The sequence below is a fragment of the Spiractinospora alimapuensis genome, assembly GCF_018437505.1.
Taxonomy (GTDB): Bacteria; Actinomycetota; Actinomycetes; order Streptosporangiales; family Streptosporangiaceae; genus Spiractinospora; species Spiractinospora alimapuensis.
In genome coordinates, this window is record NZ_CP072467.1 from 414119 (window position 1) to 426753 (window position 12635).

Below are 12635 nucleotides of genomic sequence, written 5' to 3' on the forward strand. Positions count from 1 at the left end.
CTAACTTTTTACCACAAGGCACCTAACAGTACTGATGGCGGGCTTGGCGAGGGAGTAGGGTCGCGCTCGAGCGGGGCCTCAGGCGTCGGCGCGGATCCACAGGGCGGCGGCGGCCACGTCGCCCAGCGCCTGTTCGCGTTCTTCCGAGCCGCGTCGGACCCGCACGATGAGGGGGCCGCCGAAGGGTTCGCGTTCCACGACCTCCAGGCGCATTCCCAGGGCGAGGTCCTGGTCGGTGAGGTAGCGCAGCAGTTCGGGGTCGGAGTCGTTGACGCGGACGATGTAGCCGATGGTGCCGGCGGGGGCCTCGGAGAGTTGGTGGGTGGCGCGGGCGACGATCTGTCCGTCGCGGGTGGGGATGGGGTCGCCGTGGGGGTCGGCCGTGGGGTTGCCCAGGTAGTCGGCGACGCGGTCGACGAAGCGGTCGGAGACGACGTGTTCCAGGACCTCGGCCTCGTCGTGGACCTCGTCCCAGGCGTATCCCAGGGCCTCGACGAGGTAGGCCTCGATGAGGCGGTGGCGGCGCAGTACCGATAGGGCGGCCTTCTCGCCGGACTCGGTGAGGTGGACGTCGGCGTAGCGGGCGTGTTCCACGAGTCCGGTCTCGCTGAGCTTGCGCAGCATCCCGGAGACCGAGGAGCTGGAGACGGCCATCCGTTCGGCGATGCGGGAGATGGTGACCCGGCCGGAGCCGCGCTCCTGGAGGTCATAGATGACCTTGAGGTAGTCCTCGATGGAGGTCGACGGCCGCTCCGGGACAGTGCTCATATCTCGCTACCGTACGCCAATCGGGGGGCGACTGTCGTACCAGCGGGTTTGCCGTGTCCATGATGTTCACGCCATGATCATCTCCCGCTCGCCTTCTCAAAATCGACATTTCGGGCGAATGGTGTCAGATTGGATCGTCGCTGTGGTGACGGTGAAAAAACAAGGGAGGGCTGATGTCGTCGAGCGTAGAGCTTCGTGGCGTCGACAAGTACTACTCGGCAGGACGGAGTGACGCCACGCAAGTCCTCTTCGACGTCGCGTTCACCGCCAACCCCGGCGAGTTCCTCGTCCTCCTGGGCCCCAGCGGATGCGGAAAGTCCACCAGCCTGCGCCTCGTCGCCGGCCTGGAACACCCCCAGAAGGGCGACGTCCTCATCGACGACCGCGTCGTCAACACCGTGCCCGCCGCCCAACGCGCACTGGCCATGGTCTTCCAGAACTACGCGCTGTTCCCCCACCTCACGGTCGAGGAGAACATCGTCTTCGGACTGCGCGTCCGCCGCGTCTCCAAGAACGAACGCGCCCAACGCCTCCAACGCGCCGTCGAACTCCTGGAACTGGGCCCCTTCCTCAGCCGGCGCCCCGCCCAGCTCTCCGGCGGACAGCGCCAACGCGTCGCCCTGGGCCGCGCCCTCGTCTCCGGCGCCTCCCTCATCCTCATGGACGAGCCCCTGAGCAACCTCGACGCCAAACTGCGCCAACAGATGCGCGTCGAACTGCGTCAACTCCAGCGCGACCTCGGCCTCACCGTGCTCTACGTGACCCACGACCAGGTCGAGGCCATGACCATGGCCGACCGGGTCGTCGTCATGCGCGAGGGCCGCGTCGACCAGGTCGACGCCCCCCGGGCGCTCTACCAGCGCCCCGCCCGCGCCGAGGTCGCCCGCTTCATCGGCTCCCCACCCATGAACCTGCTCGACGCCCACCTCACCGACGGCCGAATCGTCGTCGGCGAAGGCGAGAACCGGCTCACGGTCACCCCACCCCCCGGCCTCGCCGACCTGCCCGACCGCCTCCTGCTGGGCGTGCGCCCCGAGGACCTGCGGCTGGACTCCGAGGACAACACCACCAGCGCCCGGATCCGCGACGTCGAACTCCTCGGCGCCGACCAGCTCCTGCACCTGGACCTGGGAACCGCCAACCCCCTGGTCGCCCGGGTCCACGCCAACACCCCCGTCACCGTCGGGCAGACCCCACGCTTCGGCGTCCGCACCACCGACATCCACCTGTTCGACGCCGACACCGGGCTGCGCGTAGCCGCCTGGGACGACGCCGTGCCCGCCGCCGAGGCCCCCGGCGAGCGCAACCCATCGATCGGAGTAGCGAAGTAATGTTCGAGCCCCTCCCCCAGCGGGGTGGCGCACGCCGCCGCCCCACCACGGCCCTCGTGGCCACGGTCAGCGCCACGGCATTGCTCGCGGCGGGCTGTTCCGGCGACGGTGGCGGCGGTGACCTCGACAGCGCGACCGCCGAGGACCCGCTGGAGATCACCCTCTACTACCCCATCGCCGTGGGCGGCCCCCTCCAAGAGGTCGTCGACGACCTCGTCGCCGACTTCGAGGAGGAGAACCCCGAGATCTCCGTCGAGGCCGTCTACTCCGGCGACTACGACGAGACGATCGTCGCGGTGCAGACCGCGGTGGAAGGGGGCGACGCCCCCTCCACCTCAGTGCTGCTGTCGGCCGACATGTACCAATTGATCGAGGACGACATGATCGTCCCCTTCGACGACGTCATCACCGATGACGAGGACCGCGAGTGGCTGGACTCCTTCTACGACGGGTTCCTGGAGAACAGCCGCGACGCCGAGGGCCAGACCTGGGGCATCCCCTTCCAACGCTCCACCATCGTGCAGTTCTGGAACAAGGACCTCTTCGACGAGGCCGGCCTTGACCCCGAACAGGCGCCGCAGACCTGGGACGAGGTCATCGACTACGGCACCCAGGTCCAGGACGAGGCCGACGCCCGCTGGGGCGTCCAGATCCCCTCCGTCGGGTTCGCCTACTGGCTCTACCAGGCCCTCGCCATCCAGGCCGGCACCGAGATCGTCAGCGCCGACGGCACCGAGGTCGACCTGACCCAACCCGAGGCGCTGGAGGCCCTGGAGTACTGGGTCGACCTCTCCGAGGAGCACGGTGTCCACCCCGACGGCGTCGCCGACTGGGGCACCACACCGGAGGACTTCCTGCAGGGCGAGACCGCCATGATGTGGACCACCACCGGCCAGCTCAGCACCATCGTCGAGGGCGCGGAGTTCGACTTCGGCGTCGACCTGCTGCCCGAGGGCGCCCAGCGTGGCTCCCCCACCGGCGGCGGCAACTTCTACCTCTTCGCCGACGCCTCCGAGGACGAGCAGATCGCCGCCATGCGGCTCATCCGCTTCCTCACCGAGCCCGAGCAGGCCGCCCAGTGGAGCATCGCCACCGGCTACGTCGCCCCCACCCCCGAGGCGTGGGAGACCAACCTCATGCGGGACTACGTCGAGGAGGTACCCCAGGCCGAGGTCGCGCGTGACCAGCTCGACCACGCCGTGCGGGAGCTGTCCACCTACCAGCGTGGCCGCGTCTACGACGTCATCAACGACGCGCTGCAGGGCGCGCTCGTGGGTGACATGACCCCCGAGGAAGCCCTGGAGCACGCCCAGGAACAAGCCGACTCGATCCTCGCCCCCTACCAGGACTGACGCCAGGACCACACGTGGCGACACACGACGACACCACCCCCCGGACGGAGGACGCTCCGTCCGGGGCCCCGGACCCCACCACCCCCATGGGTGACTTCCACGGCCCACGCCGGGGACCGCTCCACCTGGCCCGACGCATTCCCGACCGCGTCTTCGCCTGGCTCCTGCTCGCCCCGGCGCTGCTCTTCCTCGCCGGCTTCACCGTCTACCCGGCGATCAGCGCCCTGTGGAGCAGCCTGCAGGAACCCGGACTGGGATCCAGCATCGGCCTCGGCCACTACGAGTACATGGTCAACGACCCGGTGTTCCGCCGCAGTCTGATCAACAACCTCGTGTTCTCGCTGGTCACCGTGCCGGTCAGCATCGCGATCGCCATGGCGATGGCCATCATGATCAACAAGGAGATCCGGGGACGCGGCCTCCTACGGCTGGCCTACTTCACCCCCGCGATGCTGCCCGTCGTGGCCGCCGCCGCGATCTGGCTGCTGTTCTACCAACCCAACTTCGGGCTGATCAACCGCACCGCCGAGGCCATCGGCCTCCAGGGGCAGAACTGGCTCGGCAGTCCCGGAACCGTCCTCCCCGCCCTGATGATCATGATGATCTGGCACCAGGCCGGGTTCTTCATGCTCTTCTACCTCGCCGGGCTCCAGGCCATCCCGCCCGAACTCAACGAGGCCAGCACCCTGGAGGGCGCCGGGCGCTGGTACCACTTCCGGCGGGTCATCTTCCCCATGCTCATGCCCACCACCCTGTTCGCCTCCATCGTGGGCCTGGCCAACAGCTTCAAACAGGTCGACTTCGTGTTCGTCATGACCAGCGGCGGACCCAACAACGCCAGCAGTCTCCTGCTGTACTACATCTGGCAGTCGGCCTTCCCCCAACGCCAACCCGACTACGCGGCCGCCGTCACCGTCGTACTCGTGGCCATCCTCGTGGGACTGGCCCTCATCCAGATCCGCCTGCTCGACCGACGAATCCACTACCGGTGACGCCCGTGACACGCACAACCGCCCTCCCCCGACTCTCCGACCGCGTCGAGGTCGCCACCGCGTGGCTGCTCGGCGCGTTGTGGATCGCCCCGCTGCTGTACGTGTTCTGGGCCGCGCTGCGTGAGCCCGCCGTCGCGCTGGTCTTCGACCCGACCACCGGGTGGACCTTCGACAACCTCGTCTCGGTGTGGAACGCCGCCCCGTTCGACCAGTACTACCTCAACACGGTGCTGCTGGTCACCGGGCTCACCACCGCCCAGATCGTGCTGGGGACCCTGGCCGCCTACGCCCTGGCCCGCTACACCTTCCCCGGCCGGGACGCGGTGTTCGTCTTCGTTCTCGTCCAACTGATGATCTTCCCCGAGATCCTGCTGTCGGAGAACTTCCGGCTGGTGTCGCTACTGGGACTCCAGGACACCATCCCCGGCATCGGGCTGCCCTACCTGGCCAGCGCGCTGTGCATCTTCCTGCTGCGCCAGTCCTTCAAGGGGGTGCCCAGCGAACTCGTCGAGGCCGCCGAACTCGAGGGCTGTTCCCGGCTGGAGACCCTGTGGAAGGTCTACGTCCCCATCGCGCGCCCCACCATCGTCGCCTTCGGGCTGGTGTCGGTGAGCTTCCACTGGAACAACTTCCTGTGGCCCCTGGTCATCACCCGCTCCGATGAGTCCCGACCGATCACCGTCGGCATCGTACGGTTCCTGTCCCCGGAGACCGGGATCGACTTCACCTCCCTGACAGCAGGCACCGTCATCGTCGTCGCGCCGCTCCTGGCGGTGTTCGTCATCGCCCAGCGCCAGTTCGTCCAAAGTTTCATGCGCTCGGGCATCAAGTAGTCCACCCCCACACCCTCAACACTTAGAGTGATCTAGTAATCGCTTTGGGTGTTGGGGGTGTGATGTCGATCGGGCCGATCGGCTCGGCGGGCTCGGGCTCGTGGCGCCGCCCCATGCGCGGTCGCGACACCGCCGAACGCCACCGCGCCTCCACCTCACTGGAACTGCTGTTCGACCTGTGCTTCGTGGTCGCCATCGGACTGGCCGCCACCCAGCTCAGCACCACGATCGTCGAGGGCGACGCCCGCAACGGCGTCCTCAGCTACCTCGAGGTCTTCTTCGCCATCTGGTGGGCGTGGATGAACTTCAGTTGGTTCGCCTCGGCCTACGACACCGACGACGTCGCCTACCGGGTGATGGCCCTCATCAAGATCAGCGGCGTGCTCGTGCTCGCCGCAGGCGTCCCCGCCGTGTTCCACGACACCGACCTACGCGTGGTCACCGCCGGTTACTGCATCATGCGACTGGCCATGGTCGGACAGTGGATCCGCGCCGCCGTCGAACACCCCGAGGGCCGCCCAGCCGCCGTGCGCTACGCCGCGGGCATCTTCGTCGTCCAGCTCGGCTGGATCGCCCGCCTCGCCCTGCCCGAGGAATGGGCGAGCTGGGGCTTCCTCGTCCTCGTCGTCGCCGAACTCTCGGTCCCCGTCTGGGCCGAACGCGTGCGCGGCACCCCCTGGCACTCCGGCCACATCGCCGAACGCTACGGACTGTTCACCATCATCGTCCTCGGCGAGGTCGTCCTCGCCGCGACCACCGCAGTGCAGTCCGCCCTGAAGGACACCGCCGCCCTGGACGAGCTGATCATCGCCGCCGCCAGCGGCCTACTCATCGTGTTCGCGATGTGGTGGCTCTACTTCGACCTGCTCGCCGAGTCCCCCACGACGGGCAGTCGCGGCAGCACCACCTTCGTGTGGGGCTACGCCCACTATTTCGTCTTCGCCTCCGCCGCGGCCGTCGGCGCGGGACTGGAGGTCATCATCGACATGGACACCGGACACACCCACCTCTCCGCCGGCCAGGCGAGCGCCGCGTTGGCCGTCCCCCTCGCCGTCTTCCTCGCCTGCCTGTGGTTCCTGCGCGCCTCCTTCCACCCCGGCCATCCCTTCCGGCACGCCGCCATCCTCCTCGGCGCCGCCCTCGTACTCCTCACCCTCACCACACCCGTCCCGCTGCCCCTGATCGCCGGCGTCATCACCCTGCTCACGGTCGGGCACGTGGTGGTGCGCGACAACGGTCGGTGACTCAGATATTGTGGGTACAAAGATGCGAATATAGGTACAGGGGGTGCGATGAGCTCGGTCTCGGTGAGGGAGTTTTCCTACAATCCCAGTGCGATCTTCAGTCGGGTTGAGAGGGGAGAGAGCATCGAAGTAACGAGGCATGGCAATCCAATCGCCGTTCTACTCCCCAGCGGAGGCGTCTGGGGGCGTTATTCAGAACTTGTCGCCAAAGGTGCGATTCGCCTGAAGTCCGCGACCAATCTCGACATCGACCGGTTCAGGACCTATAACTACACCTCCGAGATTGACCCGCTCGATGTGCTTCTCGCGGAGCGGGCGGAGGACGACCGGTGATCTATCTCGATTCGTCCGCTCTGGTGACACTCGTCTCTCAGCGTCGCCACGTTAAGGCTCTTCGTGGCTATCTTGATGCCCAGCCGTCGATGCCGATGGCGACCAGCACCATCGGTTTCGTGGAAACGGTTCGGACGTTGGATAGCGTTGGCGACTTCCCGAACGTGCTACAAGAGCTGCTCGACAACTACACCGAGATCGTCCTCACGGACGAAGTCCGCGATATGGCAGCGCAGCTTCCTTCGGGGGTGCGGACTCTTGACACCCTCCACATCGCGAGCGCGCAGCTTCTCGGCGAAACCCTCCACTGTCTGGTGAGCTACGACAAGCGTATGGTGCAGATGGCTCACCAAATTGGGCTCCCTGTGGCTTCTCCGGGGCTGGACTGAGGCGGTGTGTGGATCCCCACTCCACGCGTCCCGCCGTGGCGCCCCAAGCCCGCGCTGGGTGGGGATCTGGCTCTCCCCCGCCCCCGGCTTTGGAAACTCTTTGCAGGTCACGACCATGATCATTGATGATTGGAAGCTATGATTCGTACATAGGTTCTATCGCGGGTGGCCCTTCCCCGGCTGCGATGTCCCGCGCATCCGCGGCCCGCGCACGTCGCGACACCGGGGGGCGCCATGGGGGAAGCGGGCACGCCGGCGTTCCCACACCTGCGTACGGTCTCCTCGGGATCCATGCGGTACGGCACGGTGCATCCCCCCACCCTGGTCGCGCGCGCCGTTGAGCTCGGCATGGACATCCTCGCCCTCACCGACCGGGACGGCGTCTACGGCGCCGTCAAACACGTCCGCGCCTGCCAGGCCGCCGGCATCCGGCCCGTCCTGGGCGCCTCCCTCGCCCTGACCGGCGGTGGACGCGTCACCCTGCTCGCCCGCGGCCAGACCGGATGGGCCAGCCTGTGCCGCCTGATCACCACCGCCCACACCAACCTCGGCAAACCCCACCTCTCCCCCGCCGACATCGCCGAACGGGCCGCCGGCGTCGTCGTCCTCCTCGGCCCCGACTCCGACGTGGGCCACGCCCTGGCCGACCAACACCCCGAGACCGCGCGGCGTCTGCTGTCCCGGTGGCGCATGCACTGCGAAACCGTCCTGGAGATCGTCGATCACCTCGGCCCCGGCCAACGCCGCCACGCCCGCGCCGCCCTCGACCTCGCCGCCGACACCCGCACCCTCGCGGTCCTCACCAACGCCGTGCGCTACCCCACCCCCGACGGCGCCGAGGTCGCCCGCGTGCTGGACGAGGCCCAACGCCTGCTCCCCGGCGGAGCGCCCCCCGAGACCGACAGCGGCGAGGCCTACCTCAAGGACACGCCCACCATGCGGGAGGTCGCCGAACGGGTGTGCGCCGGGGACGCCACCGCCGCGCGGCGCCTGCTCGCCCACACCCGCGCCCTGGCCGAGTCCCTCGCCCTGGATCCCGACACCGACCTGGGCATGGCCCAGGCCCACCTGCCCGCCACCCCCGACGCCGTCACCGCGCTGTGGCGGGACTGCCAGCGCGGCATGGAACGACGCGGCCTGCACACCGACCCCCAGGCCCGTGCCCGCCTCGCCCGCGAACTCGCCATCATCGAGGCCAAGGGCTTCTCCGGGTACTTCCGCACCGTCGCCGACATCACCCAGCGGATCCGCGAGCGCGGCATCCGCGTCTCCATCCGTGGCTCCGGCGCCGGCAGCCTGGTCAACCACCTGATCGGGATCTCCACCATCAACCCCCTGGACCACGGGCTGCTGATGGAACGCTTCCTCACCCCCAGCCGCACCGGGCTGCCCGACATCGACTTGGACGTGGAGTCCGCCCGCCGGCTGGAGGCCTACGACACCATCTTCGAGGCCTACCCCCACTCGGCGTGTGTGTCGATGATGGAGACCTACCGGGCGCGCAGCGCCATCCGGGACACCGGAGCGGCCCTGGGGATCCCACCCGTGGAGATCGACACCCTGGCCAAGGCGTTCCCCCACATCAGTGCCCGCCGGATCCGTTCGGCGGCCGACGACCTGCCCGAGCTGCGGTCCCTGGGACTGGACCGGCCCCCCGTGCGGGCGTTGTTGCGCCTGGCCGAGCGTCTTGACGGTCTTCCCCGCCACATCGCGATGCACCCCTGCGGCATCGTCGTCTCCAACGCCGGACTGCCCGACCGCGCCCCCACCGAGCCCAGCCAGCTCGGCTACTCCATGGTCCAGTACGACAAGGACGACGTGGAGGAGATGGGGCTGATCAAGCTGGACGTGATCGGGGTCCGCATGCAATCGGCCATGGCCCACGCCCTGGACGAGGTCGAACGTGTCTCCGGCGAGCGGATCGACATCGACGCCGTCCCCGACGGCGATCCCGCCACCTACGCCATGATCGGCTCCTCCCGCACCATGGGCTGCTTCCAGATCGAGTCCCCCGGGCAGCGCGAGCTCGTCAGCCGGCTGCGCCCCCACAACCTGGAGGACCTCATCGCCGACATCTCCCTGTTCCGCCCCGGCCCCGTCAACAGCGACATGATCAGCCCGTTCCTCGCCACCCGGGACGGGCGCGAGGAACCGCGCTACCCCGCCGCGGCGCTGCGCGACGTGCTGGCGCCCACCGGCGGTGTCGTCATCTTCCACGAACAGGTCCTCGGGGTCCTCCACGCCATGACCGGATGTGGACTGGACGCCGCCGAGGCCATGCGCCGTCGACTCGGCGACGAGGAGGGTGCCCGACAGGTCCGGGAACGGTTCACCGCGATGGCCCTGGAGTGCGGCCACGACCCCACCGTCGTGGAACACGTGTGGGAGATCCTCGCCTCCTTCGGCGCGTTCGGGTTCTGCAAGGCCCACGGCGCGGCGTTCGCGCTGCCCACCTACCAGTCAGCCTGGTTGAAACGCCACCATCCGGCCGCCTTCTACGCCGGGGTCCTCACCCACGACCCCGGGATGTACCCGCGCCGGGTGATCCTCGCCGACGCCCGCCACTTCGACGTCCCTATCCTCCCGGTGGACGTCAACGCCTCCCTCGGGCAGTGGCGGGTGGAGTGGGCGGGGCAACGGTGGGGCATCCGGGCCTCCCTCGCCGACGTCAAGGGGATCAGCGGAGCCGAGGTCACCAGGATCACCGACGGGCAGCCCTACACCTCACTGCCCGACTTCGTCGACCGCGCCGCGGTCTCCCACGACGTCACCGACCGGCTGGTGCGCGTCGGCGCGTTCGACGCGTTGTACGCGGTGGGTGAGGGCCCTCAGGCGCCGCACCGTCGTGACCTGCTGCTGCGCGCCGACGCGGTGGACCGGGTTCACCGCCGCCGCGGTGTGGCCTCCGGGCAGCTCCCGCTGGCGGTCCAGGACCGCGAGACCGCCGCGCGGCTACCGGAGATGACGACCGCCGAGGAGATCCAGACCGAACTGGAGGTCCTCGGCTACGAGGTGGGTCACCACCTTCTCGACAGCTACGCCGAGGTGACGGCGGCGTTGCGGCGTTTGGGGGCGGTGTCCGCGCGGGATCTGCACCGGACGCGGCACGGGCAGGAGGTGGTGGTGTTCGGGGTGAAGGTCGCCACCCAGACCCCCGCGGTGCCCTCGGGGCAGCGCATCATCTTCACCACCCTGGACGACGGCACCGGCCTGAGCGACCTCACGTTCTTCGAGTCGGTGCAGGACCACTGCGCGGCCACCGTGTTCGGGTCCTGGCTCTTGGTGGCGCGGGGTCGGGTCCGGCGCCAAACCCACGGGTTGCCCACCATCAACGCCACCGACGCCTACGATCTCGACGATCTCGCGCGGGCCTGGTACGACGGCGGCCTGCGCGGGATGTGGGAGGAACTCGCGCGGCGGGGCGGCTCATCCCGGGGCGGAGTGGGTGGCGCGAGGGTCCGCCACTCCACGGGGTACACGGTGTCGGCCTACGCCGACCTGCCCACGACCCAGCAGGCCCCCCGCAAACTGTGGCACTCCAGCCCCGGGAGCGCCGGACAGTGAGCCGAGCACGGGAACGTCCTCGGGGCGCGCGGACTACGCCTTGTCCGCGATGACGCGTTCGGGGGGGTGCGGGGTCGTCCTGGGCCGTACCGGGGAACTCGGATGGTGTCCATGAGCTGGGGGAAGACCGTGGAGTCGTTGGTGTTTCCCGTGGTGATGACCAGGGCTCGCGGGAGTCGGCGCCCGTCGGTGGCCAGGTGGACCTGGGTGCTCAGTCCACCTCGAAAGCGACCGAGTGCTTGGTCCTGCTTTGTTCCGTGTTCGGTCCCTTTTTTGGTGCGCCGGCGGCGTGCTGGTGAGCGCGTACCCCGGTCGAGTCGATGCCGACCTCCCATTGGATACGGCCCACGGCGTCGTGGCGGACCTGGACGTGTCGCAGGATGGCCTCGATGGTGCCGTCGTTGGACCAGCGCCGGTAGCGGCCGTAGACACTCTGCCAGGGCCCGTAGCGTTCGGGCAGGTCACGCCACGGACAACCGGGAGCGAGTTTGTCGATCATGCCATCGAGCATGGTTCTGTGGTCGCGCCAGCGCCCACCTCGGCCCTGGTTGGTGGGCAGGAGCGGTCGGTGATCTCGTGTCGTCGAACCACACACCCATCACCAGACTCAACGACCTCCCCGAACACCGCACTTAGAGCCAGGACACGAACTGACCGTGCGATCCCGTGCGGGCCAGGGGGTGTTCGTCCAGGGTGAGCACGAACGCGTCGGCGCTGGAGGTGGTGGGCACCGGCCAGTCGAACTGGCTGGCCACCATCGGGCCCTCGTTGCAGACCCAGTGCACGCCGAGTCCGTGTACCAGGTGGCGGAACTCCGTACGTTCCTCGGGGGTGAGGTAGGCCAGGACGGCGCTGTGGAACACCACCGGAGTCGCGCCTTTCGGGATCTCGCGCACCAGGTCGGGCAGGGCCGACATCATGTCCCCCGCGACGATTCGGGGCGGTTCCCGTCGTGCGATGTCGACCATGGCCCGCAGCCGGTCGCGACGCGGGTCGTGGGTGGGGCCCGGCCAGATCAGGCACTCCAGCCAGTCCACGTCCTCTGGGTCGGTGACGTCGAGTGGGTTGAGGTCGATCCCCGCCCGCCAGGCCACCTCGGGTGGCTGTCGGGGTAGCGGTGCCGGGCCCGTCACCGCGCACCGCAGGGTCACCGGGCTCTCCGGGCCGATCGGCGGCCGATCGCCGTAGCGGTAGCGCAGCCGGTCCGGGTACAGGCACAGGCCGGCCGCCGCCCCGACCTCGATCAACGCCAGGGGTTGGGGCAGCGACGCCAGGGCCGGTAGCAGGGTCGCGCAGCGGGCCGCCTCGTTGGTCTGGGTGCGTCGCCGCGCGGTGACCTCGGTGAGTCGTTCCCAATTGTGGAGGACCCAGTCGCGGAAGGTGGCCGGGCTGTCGGTCGGACCACCGAGGTGACGCACGGCGGCCAGGACCAGGTTGGGTTGGCGCTGGCGTCGCGGGAGCGACGCCAGCCGCGACAACAGTTCGTCGTCCGCGGCGACCGCGCGGGCGATCGGCGCGTAGCCGGACCCCTCCTCCTGTGCCGCGTGGGCGAACCCGCGGTACCACGCCGCGAGGTCCCCGTCCCGGCCGGTTCCCCACTCCTGGTGGCGTGCGGTCATCGTCCCTCCCGTCGCGGCGGCCGTCGCTGCGCCCCTTAGCCTACGCAGCCCTCCGAGGGGAGCCCCGCGTCGGGGCGCGGCCGGTCGAGGCAGCGCCCCGGGGAGGGAACAACAAACAATGACATGTCCCAGCAAAGGTTCCGTTGGCGCACATCCACGCCGGCGACCGCCTGGGTAGGCTCTGCAGTGTCCGTGCCACGAGTCTTGAGG

12 protein-coding genes are annotated in these 12635 nt (G+C 69.1%); 8 read left to right on the top strand and 4 right to left on the bottom strand.

The window, feature by feature from the left end:
• Window positions 1-78: 78 nt before the first annotated feature.
• Window positions 79-768, bottom strand: a complete 690-nt coding sequence (locus J4H86_RS01780) for a metal-dependent transcriptional regulator (protein ID WP_236541441.1) — start codon at window positions 766-768, stop codon at window positions 79-81.
• 173 nt (window positions 769-941) lie between these two features.
• On the opposite strand from J4H86_RS01780, the gene J4H86_RS01785 reads away from it, so the two are divergent.
• The 8 genes from J4H86_RS01785 to J4H86_RS01820 all read left to right on the top strand — a co-directional run bounded on the left by J4H86_RS01785 (window position 942) and on the right by J4H86_RS01820 (window position 10806).
• Window positions 942-2099 (top strand): ABC transporter ATP-binding protein, encoded by a 1158-nt coding sequence (locus tag J4H86_RS01785; RefSeq protein ID WP_236541442.1) that lies wholly within the window; start codon window positions 942-944, stop codon window positions 2097-2099.
• On the top strand, window positions 2099-3451 hold the full coding sequence (locus J4H86_RS01790; protein WP_236541443.1) for an ABC transporter substrate-binding protein: 1353 nt from the start codon (window positions 2099-2101) through the stop codon (window positions 3449-3451). Before J4H86_RS01785 ends, J4H86_RS01790 begins: the two co-directional genes overlap by 1 nt.
• Before the next feature lie 14 nt (window positions 3452-3465).
• On the top strand, window positions 3466-4443 hold the full coding sequence (locus tag J4H86_RS01795; protein ID WP_236541444.1) for a carbohydrate ABC transporter permease: 978 nt from the start codon (window positions 3466-3468) through the stop codon (window positions 4441-4443).
• A 5-nt stretch (window positions 4444-4448) separates the two neighbouring features.
• Window positions 4449-5276, top strand: a complete 828-nt coding sequence (locus J4H86_RS01800) for a carbohydrate ABC transporter permease (protein ID WP_236541445.1) — start codon at window positions 4449-4451, stop codon at window positions 5274-5276.
• A gap of 62 nt (window positions 5277-5338) precedes the next feature.
• Window positions 5339-6520, top strand: a complete 1182-nt coding sequence (locus tag J4H86_RS01805; protein ID WP_236541446.1) for a low temperature requirement protein A — start codon at window positions 5339-5341, stop codon at window positions 6518-6520.
• A 48-nt stretch (window positions 6521-6568) separates the two neighbouring features.
• The gene (locus J4H86_RS01810; RefSeq protein ID WP_236541447.1) at window positions 6569-6853 is read left to right on the top strand and encodes a type II toxin-antitoxin system Phd/YefM family antitoxin; all 285 of its coding nucleotides are present in this window, start codon (window positions 6569-6571) and stop codon (window positions 6851-6853) included.
• Window positions 6850-7242, top strand: coding sequence for a type II toxin-antitoxin system VapC family toxin (locus tag J4H86_RS01815; protein ID WP_236541448.1), 393 nt, complete (start codon window positions 6850-6852; stop codon window positions 7240-7242). Before J4H86_RS01810 ends, J4H86_RS01815 begins: the two co-directional genes overlap by 4 nt.
• A 234-nt stretch (window positions 7243-7476) precedes the next feature.
• The gene (locus J4H86_RS01820) at window positions 7477-10806 is read left to right on the top strand and encodes a DNA polymerase III subunit alpha (protein WP_236541449.1); all 3330 of its coding nucleotides are present in this window, start codon (window positions 7477-7479) and stop codon (window positions 10804-10806) included.
• On the opposite strand, the gene J4H86_RS27555 is transcribed toward J4H86_RS01820, so the two are convergent.
• Genes J4H86_RS27555 through J4H86_RS01830 form a run of 3 tightly spaced genes read right to left on the bottom strand, consistent with a single transcriptional unit; the run spans window position 10731 to window position 12425 of the window.
• Entirely contained in the window at window positions 10731-11021 is a 291-nt protein-coding gene (locus J4H86_RS27555; protein WP_394356497.1) for a transposase, read from the bottom strand. The two genes, J4H86_RS01820 and J4H86_RS27555, sit on opposite strands and share 76 nt — an antisense overlap.
• Window positions 11018-11401 carry a transposase gene (locus J4H86_RS01825; protein ID WP_269134517.1) on the bottom strand — a complete coding sequence of 128 codons (384 nt, stop codon included), beginning with the start codon at window positions 11399-11401 and terminating at the stop codon, window positions 11018-11020. Before J4H86_RS01825 ends, J4H86_RS27555 begins: the two co-directional genes overlap by 4 nt.
• Before the next feature lie 37 nt (window positions 11402-11438).
• Complete coding sequence (locus tag J4H86_RS01830) at window positions 11439-12425, bottom strand: DUF2332 domain-containing protein (protein WP_236541451.1); 987 nt, start codon at window positions 12423-12425, stop codon at window positions 11439-11441.
• Window positions 12426-12635 lie beyond the last annotated feature (210 nt).

Bases quoted from the DNA above. Each gene is read 5' to 3' on its own strand.
- J4H86_RS01790 (WP_236541443.1), top strand. From the start codon at position 2,099: ATGTTCGAGCCCCTCCCCCAGCGGGGTGGCGCACGCCGCCGCCCCACC.
- J4H86_RS01805 (WP_236541446.1), top strand. From the start codon at position 5,339: ATGTCGATCGGGCCGATCGGCTCGGCGGGCTCGGGCTCGTGGCGCCGC.
- J4H86_RS01785 (WP_236541442.1), top strand. From the start codon at position 942: ATGTCGTCGAGCGTAGAGCTTCGTGGCGTCGACAAGTACTACTCGGCA.
- J4H86_RS01780 (WP_236541441.1), bottom strand. From the start codon at position 768: ATGAGCACTGTCCCGGAGCGGCCGTCGACCTCCATCGAGGACTACCTC.
- J4H86_RS01820 (WP_236541449.1), top strand. From the start codon at position 7,477: ATGGGGGAAGCGGGCACGCCGGCGTTCCCACACCTGCGTACGGTCTCC.
- J4H86_RS01810 (WP_236541447.1), top strand. From the start codon at position 6,569: ATGAGCTCGGTCTCGGTGAGGGAGTTTTCCTACAATCCCAGTGCGATC.
- J4H86_RS01830 (WP_236541451.1), bottom strand. From the start codon at position 12,425: ATGACCGCACGCCACCAGGAGTGGGGAACCGGCCGGGACGGGGACCTC.